Origin of the sequence: Sphingopyxis sp., assembly GCF_035998905.1 — a bacterium.
Taxonomy (GTDB): domain Bacteria; phylum Pseudomonadota; class Alphaproteobacteria; order Sphingomonadales; family Sphingomonadaceae; genus Sphingopyxis.
On record NZ_DASYHG010000015.1, the window covers coordinates 390,201 to 410,126 of the forward strand.

Below are 19,926 nucleotides of genomic sequence, written 5' to 3' on the forward strand. Positions count from 1 at the left end.
TCTGGCGAAAGAAACATTCAATGCCCCTCCTTCATAGCTTGCCGATCGCACGGCGCCACTTCGTTCAGGGGCTGGCGATTGGCGGAGCCGTCGCGGGCTTCGTCCCGGCACTGCAGGCGAAATCCCTCTCCGCATCGACGGCTGAATTGAGCGGGACCGAATTCGACCTCGAGATCGCCGAGATCCCGGTCAACTATACCGGCAAGCGCCGGGTCGCGACGGCAGTGAACGGCGCCGTACCCGCGCCGGTCCTGCGCCTGCGCGAGGGCGACACCGTCACGCTGCGCGTTCGCAACAGCCTCAAGGAGATGTCCAGCATCCACTGGCACGGGATCATCCTGCCCGCAGAAATGGACGGCGTTCCGGGCATCAGCTTCGCCGGTATCGCGCCGGGCGAGACCTTCACCTATCGATTCGAAGTACGCCAAGTGGGCACCTACTGGTACCACGCTCATACGCTTGCCGAGCAGACCGGACTTTATGGAGCGATTGTCGTCGAGCCGAGAGTGCCGATGGGTCCCGTTCCCCACCGCGACTATACCATCATGCTGAGCGACTGGTCGGACGAACCACCGCTCCAGATCTTCACGAACCTCAAGAAGCTGAGCAGCTATTATAACTTCGCGCAGCCGACCGCCGGCGACTTTCTAGAGGATGTGAGCGAGTTGGGCCTCGCCAAAGCCCTCGAACGGCGGCGGATGTGGAACGGGTCGCGGATGAATCCGACCGACTACAGCGACCTTTCCGCAGCGACCTACACTTATCTTATGAACGGGACGACGCCTGCGGGCAACTGGACCGCCGTCGCCGCGCCCGGCGAGCATGTGCGCCTGCGCTTTGTGGGCGCGGGAACGGCGACCTTCTTCGACGTACGGATTCCCGGTGTGGAGCTGACAATCGTTTCGACCGACGGGCAGCCGGTGGTGCCGGTGACGGTCGAGGAGTTCCGGATCGGCCCGGGGGAAACCTATGATGTCGAGTTCACCATGCCCGATGGCAATGCGCGCACGATCTTCGCCCAGGCGATCGATCGGACCGGCTTTGCCCGCGGCACGATCGCGCCTGCTCCCGGCATGTCGGCACCGGTCCCCACCCTCGATGCGCGGCCCTGGCTCGATCCCGTCGACATGATGGGGGCGATGATGACGATGGGCGGCGGCGAGCACGCCGGGCACGGCCTGACGGAGATGCCGCCGAAGGCCCGGCATGCCCGCACCGAATATGGTGCGAACACCGATATGCGCGTCGACTATCCCCGCGCCAATCTCGATGATCCCGGCGCCGGCCTGCGCGACCGCTCATGGCGTGTCCTGACGCTGGCGGACTTGCGGACACCCAATGGCGATCCCGATCCGCGCGAGCCCGAACGCGAGATCGAGCTCCACCTCAACGGCAATATGGAGCGCTTCATCTGGGCGCTCGACGGAATCAAGCTCAATGACTCGCGGCCGCTCCACTTCAAGCCGAACGAGCGACTGCGCATCATCTTGGTCAACGACACGATGATGTCCCATCCGATGCACCTCCACGGCATGTGGAGCGATGTCGAAGGATCCGATGGCGCCTTCCAGGTCCGCAAGCATACGGTGGTGGTCCAGCCTGCCCAGAGGGTGAGCTTCCGCGTCACCGCCGATGCTATGGGTCGATGGGCGTTTCACTGCCATCTGCTCTACCATATGGCGGCCGGCATGTTCCGGGAGGTCGTCGTCGCATGATCCGCATGGCCCGCCCCCGCCCCGCGCCGTTCCTGGTTGTCCTCCTCTTCTCGACTGCGATTGCATCACCCGCCTCGGCGCAAGAGCCATCTTCCACGGCGCCGGACGCCTTCCAGGCGGGGCAGGTGCCTCCACCGGAGGAGCACATCCATCCCGCGTCTCAAACCCAGGACCATGCGGGAATGGACATGCCTGGCATGGATGTGCCGAGCACCGGTATGAAGATGGACATGGGCCGCATGCAGGGCGGCAAGGCCCCGCCGGACGCGCGCGATTCAAATGACTATTCGGACGGCTACCGCAATTCGACACTGCCCGGCTATGAGATGGCCGACAAGCTCTCGATTCCGAAGGTCCTCGTCGACGAGCTCGAGTTCGTCAGCGGCAATGAGGGCCAGGGGGTGGGCTGGACGGTGCTCGTCACGAAGGGGCAGGACAATGACAAACTATGGCTGCGCAGCCAGGGCCTGAAAAACTCGCGCGATCGTCTTGATGCTGAAAGCAGCGTCGAGGCGCTCTGGTGGCACGGCAAGAGTCCGTTCTGGGGCACGGTGCTGGGAGTTCGCCAGGATCTCGGCAAGGGAGCGACGACATGGCTTGCCGCAGGCGTCGAGGGATTGGCGCCCTATTGGTTCGACGTGCAGTTGACCGCCTATGTGGGCGACGATGGCCGCATCGCGGGGCGCGCCAAGGCCGGCTACGAGGTTCTGTTCACCAATCGGCTGATCTTGACCTCCCAGGTCGAGACCAACCTCTATTCCAAGCGCTCGGTCGACCGCGAGCTTGGTGGCGGGTTCAGCAATGTCGAGCTGAGCGGCCGACTACGCTACGAGTTGTCGCGCAAGTTCGCACCTTATGTCGGCTTTGTCTGGGAACGCGCGCTCGATGGCACCGCCGCCTTCCGGCGCGCGGACCGCGAACTGACAACCGAGCGTCGCGTGGTCGTCGGCCTCAGATTGTGGTGGTGATCCCTGGACCCGAGACGGTAGCGAACGCGCAACGGTACGATGGTGCGACCGGACGGCCATATCAGGCGGCCGGTCATCACCACCCAGGCGACGGTGCATGATGGACAATTGCATGCTTGAACGTGCGATCTTCATCCATTGAGTGCCGGATCGGAAATCTTGGACTGACCTCGCGTCACGGCCTGCTTGCACTGGCTATCGATCCGTAAGGCCTGCGCCATTGGCATGCGAACTCCAAGGATCGGCTTCTGCGACGCTTGCTCGCAATGGCTATCGGTCTCGTGTGTTGGCTGACTCGCAGCATCGGTGCTCGCGGGACGGTTAGCCGCGGCCATATCGACGTCGAGTATCGGTCACGCCAGCCTGGAGCAGCGGCCCGCAAGCAATGGTCTCGAGTGGCGCGGCGGCGAACGATGATCGATCCCGACAAGGCGGCATTACTCCGGAACTCCCACGCCGGTGCAGCGCTCAGGCTGGATCGCGCGAGAAATTTCGAGGGGTATCGCGCCGAGCTGCGTATTTGACTTAGTGCCCGTTCCGATTGGGGGATTCCGACGGCCATGAAACCATTGCCCTGTCGCCTACGCGCCCGGCCTGGACGCCTGGGGATGACATGATCCCCGAAGACAATTCGGTAGCGTGGCGCGACGACGTCCGCGAAATCGAGGCGCTATCGGAGCTCATGCTTCGCGAGGCCAGCGGCTATGTCGTCGTCTTGCTCGATCCCGCCGGCACCATCCGCGCGATCAATGGCGAGACCGAGAGGAAGGGACTTTGGTCGAGCGCCGATCTGTGCGGCCGCTCGCACGAGATTTTCTATCCGCCCGATGAAATGGCGAACGGCCGGCCTGAAGCCGATCTGGCGGCGGCCCTCGCGCAGGGTTCCCTCGAGCGTGAGGCTTGGCGCGTGTGCCGTGATGGAACCGAATATCTCGCCAGGCTGACGATCAATGCCCTGAAAGATCAAGCGGGTGTGATTCGCGGTTTCGGCAGCATCGTGCGCGACATCACCGAGGATGCGGCAATGCGCGGCTCGATCGAAGCCCGCGAGCGACATCTGCAGTCGATTCTCGCGACCGTTCCCGATGCCATGATCGTCATCGACGAGCGGGGGCGCATAACCTCGTTCAGCGCTGCGGCCGAGCGATTGTTCGGTTATGGCGAGAGCGAATTGCTTGGCCGCAATGTGTCCTGCCTCATGCCGCGGGCGGACAGTATCAGGCATGACGAATATATCGGCCATTATCTCGAAACGGGAGAGCGCCGAATCATCGGGATCGGCCGCATCGTGGTCGGGCAGCGCCGGGACGGTTCGACTTTTCCAATGGAATTGTCGGTCGGCGAGGCGGGGGGGCCGGAAGGGCGCATCTTCACCGGCTTCATTCGGGACCTGACGGAAAAGGAACATGATGAGCTGAGGCTCAAGGAATTGCAGGCCGAGCTTGTGCATGTCTCGCGGCTGAGCGCGATGGGAACGATGGCCTCGACCTTGGCCCATGAGCTTAACCAGCCGCTGACTGCCATTGCCAACTATCTGGAGACGACGCGGGATCTTGTTGACGGGGAAGGGGATATACCGCGGGATATCCTGCACGAAGCGCTGACGGAGGCCGCCAATGAGACCCTCAGGGCAGGCTATATTGTTCGCCGCCTCAGGGATTTCGTAGCTCGGGGCGAGGTGGAAAAGACCGTAGAGGATTTGCCGCGCCTGATCGACGAGGCAGGCAAGCTGGCGCTTATCGGTGCCCGGGAACGCGGGGTCCGCAGCTTTTTCACCTTCGACCCGGCCGCGACACCTACGCTCGTGGACCGCGTCCAGATCCAGCAGGTTCTGGTCAACATCATGCGCAATGCCATTGAAGCGATGGCGGACTCCGAAGTGCGGGAACTGCGCGTTTCCACCAGGCTGCGGGCCGACGAGATGATCGAGATTGCGGTAGAGGACAGCGGTCCCGGCATTGCGGAGGACGTGATACCGCGGTTGTTCCAGGCTTTTGTCAGCAGCAAATCGGACGGCATGGGGCTCGGCCTGTCGATCTGTCGGACGATCGTTGAGGCTCATGGCGGACGGATCTGGGTCGAGGACGGTCCAGGCGGTGGAGCCGTGTTCCGATTCACCTTGGTTCACGCAAAGCTGGAGGAAGAACATGCAGGATAAGCGCCTCATTCATCTGGTCGATGACGAAGAGGCCATCCGGAAGTCAGCCGGATTCATGCTGCGGACGGTGGGGTTCGAGGTACGGACCTATGCGAGCGGCGTGGAATTTCTGAAGCTGGCACGCACGGCCGAGACTGGATGTGTGCTTCTCGACGTTCGCATGCCTGAGTTAGATGGGCTTCAGGTCCAGTCGGAAATGGCGCAGCGCGGCATCAATATGCCGGTCGTCGTCCTGACCGGTCATGGCGACGTCACTCTCGCGGTGCAGGCGATGAAGGCGGGCGCAGTGGATTTTATCGAGAAACCCTTCGAGAAGGCATCGCTGCTTGAGGCTATCGACCGCGGATTCGCGCGTATCGACCGGGTCGATGTCCGAGCGACGGAAGAAGCCGAAGCGCAGGTCCGGATCGGCGTCTTGACGCCCCGCGAGAAGGAGGTTCTCGATGGGCTCGCGCGAGGCTATCCCAACAAGACCATCGCCTATGATCTAGGCGTTTCTTCGCGAACCGTCGAAGTCCACCGGGCAAGCCTGATGAGCAAGTTGGCTGTCCGCAGTCTTTCCGATGCGCTCCGGATTGCATTTGCTGCGGGCCTTGGTCGCAGCGAAGCCAAACTGGGATGATTACGTAGCGACTGAGATACGCGGTTCTGGAATGCTGCACTCACGGAGAATCGATTTTCGGATGCTCGCCACTCATGTCTGTGCACATCGGGCAATCGTCCCGTCACCCCTTCACGATATTGGTCTCGGACGACGACCCGGGCGTTCGCCGTTCGACGCAATTGATGCTGCGGGCCCAGGGATTTCGGGTCCGGGCCTATACTAGCGGCAGCGCGCTATTGGCCGACCCGCGATCACTTCATGCCGATTGCCTTGTCGTCGACTTTCGCATGCCGGACATCGACGGCCTGTCACTCCTGAGACGCTTACGCTCGAAGGGCTGGTGCGGTTGCGCGATCATGATCTCGGCCTATCATGACGACGCGCTGGAACGCGAAGCGAGGCGCGTTGGATTCGAGCATGTCATTGCAAAGCCGCTGATCGCGCGCGCACTGCTCGAGGCGATCGCTTGCTCCGCAAGGGATCATGGCTGACTGGACCGATCGCTCGTCCGTTCCCCCTCTTGCCACAGCAAAGGCAGGCTGAGAGCGACGATCAATGCCGCCGCCGCCAGGGTGAACGTGATCACCCACTGCTGCCCCACTCCCGCGAGCGCAAGCCCGATCGGCGCCGCCGCCTGTCCAATACTCGCCGCCGCATGCTGGAGCCCGAGCCGAGCACCCGAAACCCGGGAGCTGCGGTTGCTGATCCAGAAGCTGGTCACGAGGCGAAGGCTGGCCGCGCTCCAGCCGAGAAGGAAAGCGATCCCCGCGAGACCGAGGATCGACCGCGGATTTTGCGAAGCCAACAGTCCGATTGCCAGAACGAGCAGCATAAGACGCGTGAGATCGACCGGCCGGCGGACAAGCCAACCCAAACGGGCCTGCGCGATTTGTGCCGCGAGCATGCCGACGCCGCAAAGGCTCAGCATGAAGGCGATGGCTTCGCGGTCGAGCGGAAGGCCTTGGCCGGTCACCAGCAGACCGATGTGAAGGGCCGCCAGGGCAGCGCCGGCGATAATGGTGATGACGAGGAGTGTCGCAGTCTTCCGGTTGTTGTCGCGGTTGCTGCGGCGCGGGATGGCATGCGAACGAGACCGTTTGGGAAGCTGAGAGGGCGACAGCAGGCAACCGGCGAGCAAGAGTGCCAGGGCGAGAGGGAACAGCGGGGCCGACGGCAGCAGCGGAAAAGACAATTGTGTGAGCAGGGGGCCGGCCAGGTCGCCAAGAAAGACAAAGCTGGTCAGCCATGTGAAGAGACGGGCCCGACCCACCCGGCTCTCGGCCCGGAAGCCCGCAGCAAGGAGCGAGAGAGGAATGATGGCCCCCGACGCCATGCCCGACAGGATGCGCAGAAGATATAAGGTGGCGAGATCGGTACTGCCGAACGCCAGTGTCGTTGCCGCGAGGACCAGAAGCGCGATCCGAAGAAGCACCCGATAGTCCATGCGATCGGCCAACCACCCCCAAATGGGCGCAAGGCCGAGAGCGGCAAGAGGAAAGGAAGCCGAAAGGCTCACTATATGGAAATCGTGGGTTGCGGCAACGGGGATCACCGCGCCGCCCTCGATCAAGGACGGCAGAAAAGCGATGGCGGCCGTTTGCGTGGCCGACGTCGCGGCAACGGCAATCAGGAGGAGCAAGAATCCGAAGCTTGATCCGCCAAAAACTGCGGAGTTCCGGCTGGCTGCCGCAGGACCGAAAATCTTCACGGGAACATTTGAGCTTTTCAGACAAAAAGCCCGCTGCCACGGGGGCAGCGGGCTTCCGGGGGGATGGACCGACCGATGCTCACATATGCTCGTGCTTCATCGGCATGTCTTTCGGTTTGTCCGCAGGCTTGGACGTCCCCATGCCGCCCATGGCAGGCATGGGCTTGTCGTTGCCGCCGCATCCACCGCCGGACTGATCCTGCATCTTTTCCATGCCCTCGCGGTGATCTTTCATCATCTTGTCGTGCATCTGCTGTCCGCCGTGGTCCATGCCGTGGCGATGCTCGTCGCCGGGCTTCTGGGCCGGCGCGGTGGCGGCCGGCTTCTTCGGCGGCCCTTTGCTCTCGTCGGCGAGGACCGGCATCTGGGTCAGGGCGAGGAGGCCAAGGACCGTCAGAACAGGGGAAATCTTGCGCATGATGTGTCTCCATTCGAAATCTTTGCTTTGTATCGACACCAAGTCGGATCGGCGCCGCTGTGCTCGATATGCTGCACCGAACGTCCGGATCGAAATACGTGAAGCCCACATGTTGATCTCTCGCCCGAAGAAAATCGGAACGCCACGTGCTGCTATGAAGACATGACCATCATGCCGCACCCCTCGGCACAGCGGCGGCATAAGTTCGCGCAGCGCAACAGCTGTGCGTCACCCGTGAATGCAGCGCAGTTTTCCGCGCACAATCGGCAGATCTGCTCGCAGGTCTGGCAAAGGATCCCATGAGCCGGAGAATTGCGAAGCAGCGATTGAGCGGTCGTGAGGCAAATCCCGGCGCAATCGGCGAGAATAGCCATGATCCCCGGAGCGGCCTTGTCGCCGCCCTCTTCTAGGCAATGGCGCGCGGCTTCGATGCAGCTTCGATGCGTTTCCAGGCACAACGCCGCGCAATCGGCAAGCGGCATTGCATGGGAGTCGGGCATTCCCCCGCCGGGCGGTGGATCTTCGGCGCGCGCGGCGCCGACGAGCATTGTCAGGGCAAGCCCGGTCCCCAGGATCGATCGCCTCTCAAGCATGAAAATTCTCCCATTGAATCGAGCCATGCGGCCGAAGCCGCCATCCTCTCGGAAAGATGCGCCTGAGCGTGTCGGATGGCATGGTGGTCACCGGTCCGTCGCCGCGTCGAGGCGGGCGCGCTCCATGCGCGTATTCTCCCAAGGCCAATGACCATTGATCTCGACGCCCAGCGAAATGCTCAGGAAGGTACGAACAAACACGAGGCCCGCGAGCACGACGAGGTCGTTAAGCGTAGGGTTGATCACCAGTGATTTCACGATGTCGCCCGCTACGAGAAACTCAAGGCCGAGCAATATGCTGCGACCGAGTGTCGATCGGAACGGACGATAGGCTTCGGCATAGAGGCCTCGACAGGCCTGACGGAGAAACGTCGCGGTCGCCAGCGCGGCACCTGTCAGGATGGTTGCCGTGCCGCTCAGTTCCAGGATAACCACGGCGAGGCGGAACAGGCTCTCGAGCCAGTGACCGCTTCCGCCGTCAATGGTGATCATACCAGCCTCTCCTGCGAATATTGTTGAAACTGTCGGTCGTGTGACAGGCATAGCATTGTTCCACGGTCGCCCGCTCGCCTGCGGCGCGCTGCGAAACCATGCTGAAATGCTCCATATAGTGGCTCGGCGGCGCCCGGTGGCATTCGGAGCAGTTCCGGGAATTGGTCGAGGGATGCCGGTAGCCGTCGATGCGCCAGCTGTCGGTCGCGTGGCAACTCGCGCAGCGCGTTCCGAAGAGGCCCAGGTGCGGGTCGCGAATGGAATGGCAACCAGCACAGGCGAGCACGCCTGTCACCGCGCCGCCGGCGGTCGCGGCGGCGGGGCGCTGCGACCATATTCCCGGCTTGAACAGGGCCTTGTGATCCATGCGAATGAGGCTCTGTCTGCCCGCATGCTCGACGTGGCATGAGGTGCATTGCAAGGCCGAGGCATGGAATTGGGTCGATTGCTTGTTTCCGAAGTCGGTCGCGGCATGACAACTCTTGCAAGTCTCCCCCGTCACACCAGCGATGGGGGTGTGGCAGTTTCGGCACGATCCTGCGAGGCTGCGGTGGGCTTCGGACAGGGGGCCCGGCGAAACGAGCTGCGCGACCACGCCGGCCTGAGGCGGCGCGTTCGACCGCGACAGCGCCGGTAGCCCAAGCAGCACGACGAGCAGGCTGGTCGCAAAAAGGGCCGGAAGCAGCCAGTGGCGCATCATGGCCAGCGAAGACCAAAATAGACCGCGGCCGCGATATGGAGAATCACGAGCGCGTAAAGCAGCGAACCGGCCACGATATGAAACCATCGCCAGCGTGCGAAAAGTACTCCCGTTACTTCCTCTGCCCGCACGGCATATTCGGTGTCGGAAATGGCCGCGGCAAGCTTGATCGCATCCTGCGGTGGTGGTTCAGCGGGCTGGTTTGCGCGGGTGAAGACATATCGAAGCCAGCGTGGCGGCTCCTGCGTCTCCCCAATTTCGCCCGGCGCCGCCGGAATGTCCAGAAAGGCCGACTGGAGCGAAGCCAGTTCCGACTTGCGGCCGCGCAAGGCCCTTGCAAGTTCGCCGAGAAGATAGCGCCCGGCAAATCCGCTTGCAACGGTGAGGAGGAGGAGGCCGGTTAGCATGAGGCCCAGCGGACTCGCGAACTTGTGCGCGGTGTGAAGGAGGGCGAAGAAAGCTCCCAGAACGCCAGAATAGATATGAACGGCAAGGAGCGTCGGCTTACGCACATAGCGCGTAATCCGACGATCGAGCGGCGGGATATGTTTGGCCGCCACATAGGGAAGCGTCAGCAGCATGCACAGGGCCGCAAGGATGCCGAGCAGACCGCCGCCGAGGCTACCGGGGAAGCGTGGGGATGCGTGAACGAGAAATCCGGCCGGAAAGACCAGAATGAACCCCACCAGAAGCACCATCAATATGTCGCCGCGTTCGCGCATCAGGCTTCAACCACGATCGGCTTGCCGCTGCCTTTGGCCTGGCAAGCCAATATATAGCCGTTCGCCTTGTCTTCCGGCGCCAGGCCCGCTTCGTTCGCCATCGTGACTTCACCGTCGAGCAGCTTGGTGACGCATAGTCCGCAGTCTCCGGTGCGGCAGGAATAGGGTATCTCGACGCCAACCCCCTCGGCGGCTTCGAGCACGGTCTGATCGCCAGCCAGGGCGGCGGACACACCCGACAGAGCGAACGTCACGGAAGCTTCGGCAATCCTTGTGGAAGGCGCGGACGGAGGCTGTACCGTGCGACTTGCATCGTTGCCGGGCGCGCTGGGCGCGTCGACTGGATCGATGGGCAGCGATGCGGGCCCAAAGGCTTCGGTATGAAGTTGCACTTCCGGCACGCCGAGCTCGGCGAGCTCCGCCTTCATCGCCGCCATCATCGCGGGGGGACCGCACAGGTGGATGCGGCGGCGCGCGATGTCGGGGACGGCCGAAAGCAGCATGTCCCGCGTCAGGGGGCCGACGGCGCCATGCCAGACCGTCCCTGGCGAGCGCTCCATCGCGGCGAAGACATGCAGATTGTCATGAAGCCGCTCGAGTCGCTCGATTTCGTCACGGAAGACGAACTCGTCCGTGGACCGAGCGCCATAAAGGAAGAATATCTCGCCCGGCCAGGCGGTGTCTGTAAGATAGCGCAATACCGACATCATCGGCGTGATCCCGACACCGCCCGCGATGAGCACGATACTATCCGCGGTCGTCCCAGTGAAGGTGAAGGAGCCGAAAGGGCCCGAGGCTCGAACAAGATCCCCGACAATGAGCGTGTCGTGCAGGTGGCGGGACACCGCTCCCTGCTCCTCGCGCTTCACCGTCAGTTCGACATAGGCCCGCTGCGTCGGCGACGAAGCGATAGTGTAGGATCGGCGGGCACGCTTGCCGGGCTCGGGCTCGACCTCGATTTGCAGAAACTGACCGGGCAGGAAATCGAAAGGCAGCCGGTCGGCTGCGGGATCTGCGAGACGGAAGGTCCTGATGGTCGGCGTCTCCCGGATGATCCGCGTCACCCGCAGCGGTCCGGACCAGGGCCGGGGCTTGCGCAGCGAAGCACCGGCCGGGGCGGGCGCGTTGCTTGGCGCGAGCGCTCCGGCCGTAGCGGCCTGCATCTCCGGAGCTGCGGCCGGCGACGGTTGCGTGTTGGCGACCTTCGCGGTTCCTTTCCTGGCTGCGACGATCTGACGGATGCGCTTGAGACGAAGTAGCTGCAACGCGGCGAGGCCGGTACTCAGCAAGAGGAGGAACAGCATCAGCAGCAGGTGGGAGGGAGACAGGCCGAAAGGATGGGCCGCGTGCGTCTCGTCCGGCTCGATCGACAGGCGATCGCGGAACCAGTTCATCGCGGCGCCCGCCGGCTTTCCGGTCCCGGCGAGGGCCATCCGGGCAGCCGCACCGCTATCGAGAAGATCGCTGCCTTCGCGAAGATTGCGCACGGCGGCGATTTGCTCGGTCGCCGTTTCGGCGTGCGCGGCTGCGCGGGCGGCCTCGGAGATCAGCATCAGCCCTCGATGCGACCGTTGCTCGGCTTGCCGCAGCAGGGCTTGCCTCGCCGCGTCATCGAGTGCCGGTAGCGCGAGCAATTGCGAGAAGAAAGGAGACTGGCGGCGGCCGCCATGCTCGCCTTCCATCATTTCGCCCATCATCGATTGCATTTCGCCCGCGGGCTTCATCCCGGATGACGCCATGCTGCCAACCGCCACGCCGCCAGGCGGCGAGGCACTCCCATGATGGGCGGCATGCTCGTCGGCGTCCTCCGCATGGACGATCGATGCCGTCAGAAACGTCATCGCCACGCACAGGCCGAAGCGGAATGATTTCTGCATCTTTGGTCACCCCGCCCGGCGAATCTGCTTACATATGCTTCATCGGCGCCGACTGATCGGTCGTGGTCTGATCCGCGGGCTGCATATTGCCTTGCCCCGCCCCACCCTTGCGCATCTCGTCATGGTCCATTTCCTGACGATGATGGCGCATCATTTCCTCGTCCATCGCGTCATCTTCATGATCCATGGCATCGGGCGCGGCTGGCGCGGCGGATGAGGCATCGGTGGACGGCGTGGAACCAGCGCCACCGGCGGTTGCGTCGGGGGTTGCCGAGGCGGCGTCCGCGGCCTTGTTCTCGGCCTTGTCTCCACAGCCGGCGAGCGCGAGTGCCGCTGCGAGCGCGACACCATATCCAGCCCATTTCAGGTCGATTTTTCGGTTTGTCATGGCATTATCCCTTCCTCGAACTAGTCCGGGTGGCCATCGGCCACCCGGACAAAGTCATTTCGCGTCGCGCAGAATCCGCTGGCAGCGGCCGTGCGACAGGTTCATCGGATTGAAGCCCTGGCGTTTCATCTCGCCATGGTCATGGCGCTGATCGAGCCCCATCTTCTCTTCCATGGCCCGGCAGCTATCGACTTCGGCCTGAGTGGCCCGGGTCGTGACGCAGCCTCCGAGAAGGAGCGCGGGGGTGAGCAACAAAATGGAATATTTCTTCATAAAAATCCCCTATTTTCAATGTTGTAATATGTTCCCCTGCGAACGCTATTTTTTTGGTCTTCGTTTTTCCGCCAAGAATGCGATTATGTTGCAGTCGGAGACCGGCGCCTCTCGCGGGCAATTGTCGGCGAGGTCCTGCAGCACATCCCGAATCTCAGTCAGCTTCCTGACCCGCGTTTCGGCCTCCCGAACCTTGTCGAGCGTGATCGCAAGCACGGCCGCCGCGGTGGCGGTATCCGATGCCTTGAGGGTGAGAAGCTGGCGCGCCTGTTCGAGCGTGAATCCGAGTTCCTGCGACGCGCGAATGAAGTTGAGCCGCTCAAGGTCCCCGTCGCTGTAAAGGCGATAGCCGGCCGCGGTACGGCCCGGGGCCGGTAGCAAGCCCGTCCGCTCATAATAGCGTATCGTATCGCGCCCCACGCCCGCGGCTTCGGCGAGCTTTCCGATCTTATAGCTTCCCATGACATCCGCTCGCTTGTGCAGGTTGGACCATGGTCCAAGGTCAAGAGGCATTCGGCATTGGAGGCGGGCTATTACCGCTTCATGCCTCCACCACGGATCCGACATCCGGGCCGCGACGCGGCGCGTTCCTGTCCGCGCACGGGGAGGACCTCCGGCCCTCGCCCGCGCTGCGGAAAGGACCGGACTCAGTCTTTGCGAAGCTCGACGATATCGTTCTTGGCCGGCTTGCCTTCGGCGATCGTGACATGGGCGAAATGGTCATCGTAAATATGGTCGATGGTCACCTGGCCGACACGCTTGCGATGGAAGGGGGCAACATTGCCCTTCGATGATACGGGACCCGGATGCCGGACGTTCCGATAGACGTCGAGCGTCTGGCCAACCTCGGCACCGTCGGCCTTGCCGATGCAGACCACGGTATTGCCCGCGCTGGCCTCGACGATCGAGCCCCGCATGAAGAAACTGTGCCCGATGCCCTGGGCGAATGCCGGAGCGGCCGCGAACATCGAAATGCCTGCCGCCGCGATCATGATGCTTTTCCTGATCATCTTGAACTCCTTCGGGCCGCTGCCCTGACTGCCTGTCGAAGAATCCTGTTCTTCGCCAACAGGACTAGGGTCCCGGGTCCAAGCTCGACATACGTAGTGTTCGCAGCTTCGGAAAATACCTAGATATCGGCCGCTTTATCGATCGAGCTTGGCGAGGAGGCGCTGCACGCCCTGCGCGACGACCGGTTGCAGGCTGATGGCGTTGCTGGAATGAGCGACGGCATCGGTACTGACGATACGCCCCGCCTCGGCGGACAGTGCCGCGAAGGCGCCTCGAGCGAATAATGGGTGCACGATGACGCATTCGGGCGGCGGAAAGCCGGCCTCTCCTATTCCCCGCGCCGCTTCGATCAGCGTCCGGGCCGATGACGCGATATCGTCGACCAGAACCGGGGTGCGCCCCGTATGCGCCGCGAGATCGGGTAGCGCGATCCTGACGTCGCGATCGCCCAATCTCAGCTTGCTGCAGACGGCATGAGGGGCACCCGCACGGCGTGCGATCGCGCTCGCCCATTGCTCGCTTTCGCTGTCGGGACCGATGATGAGCGGTCGCTCGATATGGGTTCTGATCCAGTCGGAAATCGGCACGGCGGCATGCACGGCCTCTGCCGGAATATCATAGATGTCGCCGAGCGAGGCATATCGATGAAGATGGGGATCCGCCGTGACCAGCCAGTCGACGGCGCCCGAAATGCGGCGCGCGAAACTGCGCGAGCTGATTGCCTCGCCATTCTGAAAGCGCCGGTCCTGGCGCATATAGGCAAGATATGGGGCTACGAGCCCTACGCTGAGGGCGCCGAGCTCGCGGGCCGCGTCGGCTGCGATAAGAAGCGAAACCAGCTTGGTATCGGGGCGATCCAGCGTGCAGACGAGCACGATGTCGCGGCCGGCAACCTCGGAACGGAGCCGCAGATAGGTCTCACCGTCCGGAAATCTGCGGGTTTCGATCCGTCCGACCTCGCCCCCGAGCAGGCCCGCGAGTCCAACCGCGAACTTGCCGTTACCGGGCAGCGGCAGGAACATCGGCGGGGTCATCGGTCGGATAGCTCGAGAATGGGGCCAACGGCCTCGGCATAGGCCAGCGCATAGGCCAGTTCGCCCTGGCTTTCGGCGTGCACTGTGAGGAGGGGCGTTCCTGTTTCGACCGCGGAGCCGAGCCGGACGTGCATTTCGAGGCCGGCACTTTTCGCGGCTGGCGCGCCTGCAAGCTTGGCGAGCTTGGCGAGCCTGCGATTGTCGATCGCCGAAACGTATCCCGGGCGCTGCGCAGTTATCACATGGCGATGATTCGACAGGGGCGGTGTCCGCATGCCGCCCTGCGCCTCGCAGATTCGCTGGAACTTGCTCCAAGCCGACCCGTCGGCCAGCACTTGAGCGGCCAGGGCCGCACCGGTACCGGGGCTGGCGCGGCCCGCGAGTTCGATGAGCGCGCCTGCCAATTCGCAGGCGCGGCGGGCGAGATCGGGGGGCGGATCGCGTCCCTCGAGCACAGCCAGGATGTCGCGCGCCTCGAGGGCAGGGCCGATTCCCCGACCGATAGGTTCGCGACCATCGCCTTGCATCACCTTGAGGATCAGGCCGAACTCCGCTGCAACCTTCTGAAGCGCCCCCGAAAGTGCGGCAGCATCGGCGGGCGAGCGGACCTTTGCCGTCGGTCCGATCGGCATGTCGACGACGAGGTGCGTTGCGCCCGCCGCGAGCTTCTTGGACAGGACCGAGGCGACCAGTTGGCCCGCCGCATCGAGATCGAGCACCCGCTCGACACCGATGATGATGTCATCAGCCGGACTGAGGGAGACGGCGCCGCCCCACACGATGCATCCGCCTTCGTGGTCGACGACACGTCGGATCGCGCCGACGTCGAGATTCACGGGCGCGAGCGTTTCCATGGTGTCGGCCGTACCTGCCGGAGAGGTGATCGCTCGGGACGATGTCTTTGGCATGATGAGGCCCAGCGCGGCGACAATCGCGACCACGATCGGGGTGGTCCGGTTTCCGGGCAGGCCTCCCACGCTGTGCTTGTCGACGACGACGTCCGAACCCCAGGCCAGCCGCTCGCCGGACGCGACCATGGCACCGGTCAGCGCCACCGTTTCCGCATGATCCAGAGGGAAGGCGGAGCAGGCCGTTACGAAGGCGGACAGATGGACGTCGCTATACCGGCCAGCAACGATATCGTCGACGATCGACCGAAAGGCCGCGCCATCGAGACGATTTCCATACACGCGACCGCGTAATGCTCCGAAGGAATCGATGGGCGGTGCGTGGCGCACGCTGACGGCATCGCCGGGGGCGACCCCAAGCGCCGCGGCGGCTGATTCCGAAAGGCCGATCTCCCCCGGCGCGATCATTTCGCCGGACGAATGCAGGAGCGAGGCCAATATCTCCCGCTCCCCTGCCTGGATCAGCACCTGGCTGCGCGCCGCAAGACCTTCCGAGCGGCATATGTAGCAATCGGTTCGCATGACGACGGCCGGTTGCTGCTGTGGCAGGAACAGGCCGAGGGGCCGAGCCCGTAGGCGATGGGGTGCCATATTCTCCGACGCGGGTCCGGTATCCGGGGCGCGGTGGGTCATTCGAGCACCACCCGATCGCCAAGGCCGGGTATCTGGCACGGCCAGCCGAGCTCGTCGCCGATGCGCCGCGCAAGAGCGGCCGCGGCATCGGGCTCACCATGGGTGATGAACGTCATCCGGGGCGCCCGTACGAACTGGCCGAGCCACTTCAGTATCTCGTCGGCATCGGCGTGCGCGGACAGCATCGAAAGATTGCGCACCTCGGCTCGCACGGGAACCTGTTCGCCATGGATCTTGACGCTGGGAGCACCCGCCACCATTGCAGCGCCGCGCGTGCCGGACGCCTGGAAGCCGGCGAACAGAATGAGGTTGCGGCCATCGGGCGCATAGCGTTTGAGATGGTGGAGAACGCGGCCGCCTGTTGCCATTCCGCTTGCCGAGATGATGACCTTGGGCACCGGACTCATTGTGAGAGCCTTGGACTCTTCGACATCGCGAACATAGCGCGCGACCTTGCAAGCGGCATCGCATTCCGCTTCGCTCAGCCTGTGGTCGCCGGCATGGCGGCAGAAGATGCCGCTCGCGTCGATTGCCATCGGGCTATCGAGATAGACGGGAACATTGCTGATCCGCCCCGCGGCGCGCAGGCGTGATAGATGATAGAGGATGGATTGGGCCCGGCCGACGGCGAAGGCCGGAATGACCACGGTTCCGCCGCGGCGAACACAGCGCTCGATGGCATCGCCAAGGGCCGCTACGGCATCCAGCGCCTCATGGCTCCGGTTGCCATAGGTCGATTCGACGATCAGATAATCCGCTTCCACGGGAGGCGAGGGATCGAGCATGACCGGATCGTTGAAGCGGCCCAGGTCTCCCGAGAAGAGGATCGTGCGGTCACGCCATTTGAGTTCGACGAATGCCGCCCCGAGTATATGTCCGGCACGATGGAAGCGAAGTTCGGCGCCCCCTGCCACCGAACGATATGCCCCGAAGCGGACCGGATCGAGATAGTCGAGCGCCACCTCGGCGTCCTTCTTCGTGTAGAGAGGAAGCGCGGGCTTGTGGCGCGAATAGCCGTGGCGATTGGCGAACACCGCATCATTCTCCTGGAGAAAGCCGCTGTCGGGCAAGAGGAGGCCGCAAAGGTCCGCAGTGGCGTCGGTGCACAGAATCCGGCCGCTCCAGCCTTCCTTCACAAAGCGCGGAATATAGCCTGAATGATCGAGATGTGCATGGGTCAGAACGATGGTGTCGATGGCCCGGTGGTCAGAGAGCGCCGGCTCCCAATTTCGTTCGCGAAGCTCACGACCACCCTGAAACAGGCCGCAGTCGATCATGATCTTCGCGCCGCGATCTCCGAGAAGATATCGCGAGCCGGTCACCGTACCCGCCGCCCCGAGAAACTCGATCGAGATTTCCTCGCCAGCGTCCCGTTCGCCCGCGCCGCCGAATGGCGCTCGCCCTTCCCCTGTCTGCATCGTCTCTACCCAGCCTGTTGAACCATGGGCTGAGGAGATCGCCGCAAATGACCGGGCCGGGAATACGCAATAACCGCAAAGACGGAGCCAAGCAAACCGGCGGTTCGCCAGCCATCCACCCTTATAATGCGCTCAATCCCTTGCCGGGCGCCGCGCCGCTAGACCAGCCGCATCGCGGCGATGATGGCGATGGCGGCGATGGCAACCCAGCACAGCCAATATCCCGCTCGCTGCCACCATGGGGGGTTATAGCCGCCTGCAGCGAGAAGGCGGCGTGTTCCGACCATGGCAAACAGGTGGGCTATGAGGCCGATGGCCAGCAGCGGCCAGGCGATGGACCGTAGGGGCAGAGCCAGGAGCACACCGACAGCAACGCCAGCGAGGGCCGCTCCGACGACCGAGAGCGTCGCGAGTGCCGACCTTGCCTGTTCGGTCCGTTGATGCGGTTCCTGGCTCATTCATCCGCCCCCCGACACCCAAGGAATGCGTCCGGTCTGCGTCGTTCGGATCGGAAGTGCAAGTCCGGCATATAAAAAGACACGCGCGGCCACGCAGGCTCAGCGCCGCGAACGCAGGCGCGCAAAACCCCGATCGGCTGCAATGAAGCGCTCGACCATGGCGGGGATGAGCCGTTCAGGTGGCAAGGGAGTCGCGAGGCCGGTCTGCGCCGCATGGACGGCGGCATAGTCCGCTACATCGCGCGCCAGCAGCCCGGGCAATTCGAGAGTCAGTTTGACCGGCTTGTCTTCGGCGATCGGACCGAGCCTGAGCCGGGTCATCGTCCGCCTCGATCCAGAGGCTCGAGGATGATGTCCCGCGTCACAATGACGCGGAGGATCGCGCCCGACCGAACCGTGATGGTCGGCTTCACTCCAAGCTGGCGTTCGACGAGTTGCCGTCCCGTCTCGTTGATGCTGTCCTGCGCGCCGCGCCGCACCGCCCGAACGAGGCGATCCTCGTCTTCGGCGCCGAGTTCGGCGCCGACGCCCAGCAGCGTCGAAACCAGCGTGGCCTTCAGCATATGGCCCCAATGATAATCGGTCCGGTCGGCAAGCCCGGCCATGCCGGCCGCATCGGCGCCCGGCAGGCGATCGAGAGCAATCGAGCGCCCGCCCGGCAGGATCAGCCGGTCCCATGCGAGAAGGACCCGGCTCTGCCCGTCGGCGATCTCGCTGCCATATTCGCCGATCAGCCGAGCACCCTGCGGAATGAGCAGGATGCGCCCGGTGGGGCTGTCGTAAACATTCTGGGTCACCTGCGCGGTGATCTGGCCCGGCAAGTCGGACCGGATGCCGGTGATGAGTGCCGCCGGAATCACGCTGCCCGCCTGGACCAGATGCGGCGATGAGGGCTGGACGAGCCGCGCCATGCTCTCTGCCGGACCGGCGCCATCACCACTGAGGAAGCCCTTGCGCTTGTCGGCCGCGGTCGGGTTGGCTTGCAGATTGTCGGGCGCCGGTCGCAACACGCCTTCGCCAAGCACCGGCAGCTGCGAGGTGACCGACGCCCCACCGCCGAGGAAGAGCTGGCTGGCGCGCGCGCTTTCGCGTTCCTGGGCCGCACGCGCGCGGGCTTGCTCCGCCGCAGCGGCTCGCGGGTCTGGCGGCGGAGGCGCGCCGATCGGAGGCACCGGGACGGTCTCGCCATTCTCGCGCGCGGCAAGGATCGGCCGCCCGAGATCGCCAGGGAGCGGCTCGCCGAGCTTCGGGATCTTGCCATAATCGCCCGGCGCTCCGGTCACGAGCTCGGACTTGTTCGCACGGTCGCTATCGTAGAGATTCTCGGCCACCTTGAGCTTGGCGGGCTGCAGCGCATAGAGAAGCGCGCCGCCGATAGCGGTCCCCAATGCGGCGCCTAGAATGGCCAGCGCCTTGCGCGACAGGCGCATGACGCTCGGCGGCTCGGCACCAAGCCGAAAGGGCTCGCCGCTTGCGGGAGGGACAGCGACGAGTTCCACCACCTCCTCCTCGTCCCGTTCCGGCGCGCTCACGAGCGCCCCCGCACGCGGCCGACGCGCTCGATAACCACCTCGCGCGCCGCGCGTCCGGCACCCATCCGAAGCTGTCCGCGTTCGAACAGGCGATCGGCGATCATGAAGCGGCCATGGACGCGGTAGTTGACGAGCTCGGCCTCGCCCTTTTCACCGACCGCGAACAGCGGGGGCATACGCGTCGCCGAGGTGTCGGCGCTAAAAGTCACCGATATCGACAGCAAGCGGATGCTGCTGCGGATCGAGCGCGGCAAAGGCGGCCGCTACCGCAACGCCATGCTGCCCGAAGGCCTGCTCCTGCTGCTGCGCGACTGGT

Annotated in this window: 23 protein-coding genes and 1 pseudogene; 6 read left to right on the plus strand and 18 right to left on the minus strand. The window is 64.0% G+C overall.

The window, feature by feature from the left end; translation table 11 throughout:
- Positions 1-20: 20 nt before the first annotated feature.
- From VGN62_RS07265 to VGN62_RS07285, 5 genes are all read left to right on the plus strand, one after another.
- Positions 21-1,715 (plus strand): copper resistance system multicopper oxidase, encoded by a 1,695-nt coding sequence (locus VGN62_RS07265; protein ID WP_011542728.1) that lies wholly within the window; start codon positions 21-23, stop codon positions 1,713-1,715.
- A 182-nt stretch (positions 1,716-1,897) separates the two neighbouring features.
- Positions 1,898-2,683, plus strand: a complete 786-nt coding sequence (locus VGN62_RS07270; RefSeq protein WP_041383330.1) for a copper resistance protein B — start codon at positions 1,898-1,900, stop codon at positions 2,681-2,683.
- 613 nt (positions 2,684-3,296) lie between these two features.
- Positions 3,297-4,841 (plus strand): PAS domain-containing sensor histidine kinase, encoded by a 1,545-nt coding sequence (locus tag VGN62_RS07275; protein WP_011542731.1) that lies wholly within the window; start codon positions 3,297-3,299, stop codon positions 4,839-4,841.
- The gene (locus tag VGN62_RS07280) at positions 4,831-5,463 is read left to right on the plus strand and encodes a response regulator transcription factor (protein WP_011542732.1); all 633 of its coding nucleotides are present in this window, start codon (positions 4,831-4,833) and stop codon (positions 5,461-5,463) included. The genes VGN62_RS07275 and VGN62_RS07280 overlap by 11 nt, the downstream gene beginning before the upstream one ends.
- 74 nt (positions 5,464-5,537) lie before the next feature.
- On the plus strand, positions 5,538-5,936 hold the full coding sequence (locus VGN62_RS07285; protein ID WP_011542733.1) for a response regulator transcription factor: 399 nt from the start codon (positions 5,538-5,540) through the stop codon (positions 5,934-5,936).
- Here the strand turns inward: VGN62_RS07285 and VGN62_RS07290 are convergent.
- The 18 genes from VGN62_RS07290 to VGN62_RS07375 form a co-directional block, all read right to left on the minus strand.
- Positions 5,927-7,084 (minus strand): MFS transporter, encoded by a 1,158-nt coding sequence (locus VGN62_RS07290; RefSeq protein WP_041383331.1) that lies wholly within the window; start codon positions 7,082-7,084, stop codon positions 5,927-5,929. The genes VGN62_RS07285 and VGN62_RS07290 overlap by 10 nt on opposite strands.
- 148 nt (positions 7,085-7,232) lie before the next feature.
- On the minus strand, positions 7,233-7,571 hold the full coding sequence (locus tag VGN62_RS07295; RefSeq protein WP_049754663.1) for a hypothetical protein: 339 nt from the start codon (positions 7,569-7,571) through the stop codon (positions 7,233-7,235).
- A gap of 152 nt (positions 7,572-7,723) precedes the next feature.
- Positions 7,724-8,191, minus strand: coding sequence for a four-helix bundle copper-binding protein (locus tag VGN62_RS07300; protein WP_327452264.1), 468 nt, complete (start codon positions 8,189-8,191; stop codon positions 7,724-7,726).
- Positions 8,192-8,251: 60 nt separating this feature from the next.
- On the minus strand, positions 8,252-8,656 hold the full coding sequence (locus VGN62_RS07305; RefSeq protein WP_011542737.1) for a DUF1622 domain-containing protein: 405 nt from the start codon (positions 8,654-8,656) through the stop codon (positions 8,252-8,254).
- Positions 8,643-9,023 (minus strand): hypothetical protein, encoded by a 381-nt coding sequence (locus tag VGN62_RS07310; protein WP_237700871.1) that lies wholly within the window; start codon positions 9,021-9,023, stop codon positions 8,643-8,645. Before VGN62_RS07310 ends, VGN62_RS07305 begins: the two co-directional genes overlap by 14 nt.
- A gap of 329 nt (positions 9,024-9,352) precedes the next feature.
- Entirely contained in the window at positions 9,353-10,078 is a 726-nt protein-coding gene (locus VGN62_RS07315; RefSeq protein WP_011542739.1) for a hypothetical protein, read from the minus strand.
- Complete coding sequence (locus VGN62_RS07320; protein WP_011542740.1) at positions 10,078-11,955, minus strand: 2Fe-2S iron-sulfur cluster-binding protein; 1,878 nt, start codon at positions 11,953-11,955, stop codon at positions 10,078-10,080. The genes VGN62_RS07315 and VGN62_RS07320 overlap by 1 nt, the downstream gene beginning before the upstream one ends.
- A gap of 28 nt (positions 11,956-11,983) precedes the next feature.
- Positions 11,984-12,343, minus strand: coding sequence for a hypothetical protein (locus VGN62_RS07325; RefSeq protein ID WP_011542741.1), 360 nt, complete (start codon positions 12,341-12,343; stop codon positions 11,984-11,986).
- A gap of 54 nt (positions 12,344-12,397) precedes the next feature.
- Entirely contained in the window at positions 12,398-12,616 is a 219-nt protein-coding gene (locus VGN62_RS07330) for a hypothetical protein (RefSeq protein ID WP_041383334.1), read from the minus strand.
- A 45-nt stretch (positions 12,617-12,661) separates the two neighbouring features.
- Positions 12,662-13,078, minus strand: coding sequence for a heavy metal-responsive transcriptional regulator (locus tag VGN62_RS07335; RefSeq protein WP_011542742.1), 417 nt, complete (start codon positions 13,076-13,078; stop codon positions 12,662-12,664).
- A 185-nt stretch (positions 13,079-13,263) separates the two neighbouring features.
- Positions 13,264-13,626 (minus strand): hypothetical protein, encoded by a 363-nt coding sequence (locus VGN62_RS07340; protein WP_327452277.1) that lies wholly within the window; start codon positions 13,624-13,626, stop codon positions 13,264-13,266.
- A gap of 135 nt (positions 13,627-13,761) precedes the next feature.
- The gene (locus tag VGN62_RS07345; protein ID WP_058456012.1) at positions 13,762-14,661 is read right to left on the minus strand and encodes a ribose-phosphate pyrophosphokinase; all 900 of its coding nucleotides are present in this window, start codon (positions 14,659-14,661) and stop codon (positions 13,762-13,764) included.
- On the minus strand, positions 14,658-16,202 hold the full coding sequence (locus VGN62_RS07350) for a thymidine phosphorylase family protein (protein ID WP_327452281.1): 1,545 nt from the start codon (positions 16,200-16,202) through the stop codon (positions 14,658-14,660). Before VGN62_RS07350 ends, VGN62_RS07345 begins: the two co-directional genes overlap by 4 nt.
- Positions 16,199-17,557, minus strand: a complete 1,359-nt coding sequence (locus tag VGN62_RS07355; protein ID WP_197410133.1) for an MBL fold metallo-hydrolase RNA specificity domain-containing protein — start codon at positions 17,555-17,557, stop codon at positions 16,199-16,201. The genes VGN62_RS07350 and VGN62_RS07355 overlap by 4 nt, the downstream gene beginning before the upstream one ends.
- Before the next feature lie 221 nt (positions 17,558-17,778).
- Complete coding sequence (locus tag VGN62_RS07360; protein ID WP_058456009.1) at positions 17,779-18,078, minus strand: hypothetical protein; 300 nt, start codon at positions 18,076-18,078, stop codon at positions 17,779-17,781.
- A gap of 99 nt (positions 18,079-18,177) precedes the next feature.
- Complete coding sequence (locus VGN62_RS07365; RefSeq protein WP_011542748.1) at positions 18,178-18,399, minus strand: DUF2274 domain-containing protein; 222 nt, start codon at positions 18,397-18,399, stop codon at positions 18,178-18,180.
- Positions 18,396-19,577: a TrbI/VirB10 family protein gene (locus VGN62_RS07370; protein WP_058456008.1), complete on the minus strand. Its 1,182-nt coding sequence runs from the start codon at positions 19,575-19,577 to the stop codon at positions 18,396-18,398. The genes VGN62_RS07365 and VGN62_RS07370 overlap by 4 nt, the downstream gene beginning before the upstream one ends.
- A 29-nt stretch (positions 19,578-19,606) precedes the next feature.
- Complete coding sequence (locus tag VGN62_RS07375; protein ID WP_414713253.1) at positions 19,607-19,786, minus strand: TrbG/VirB9 family P-type conjugative transfer protein; 180 nt, start codon at positions 19,784-19,786, stop codon at positions 19,607-19,609.
- Here VGN62_RS07375 and VGN62_RS07380 point away from each other — a divergent pair.
- Positions 19,770-19,926 (plus strand): annotated as a pseudogene (locus VGN62_RS07380) (tyrosine-type recombinase/integrase); the annotation flags it as partial. The gene VGN62_RS07375 and the pseudogene VGN62_RS07380 overlap by 17 nt on opposite strands.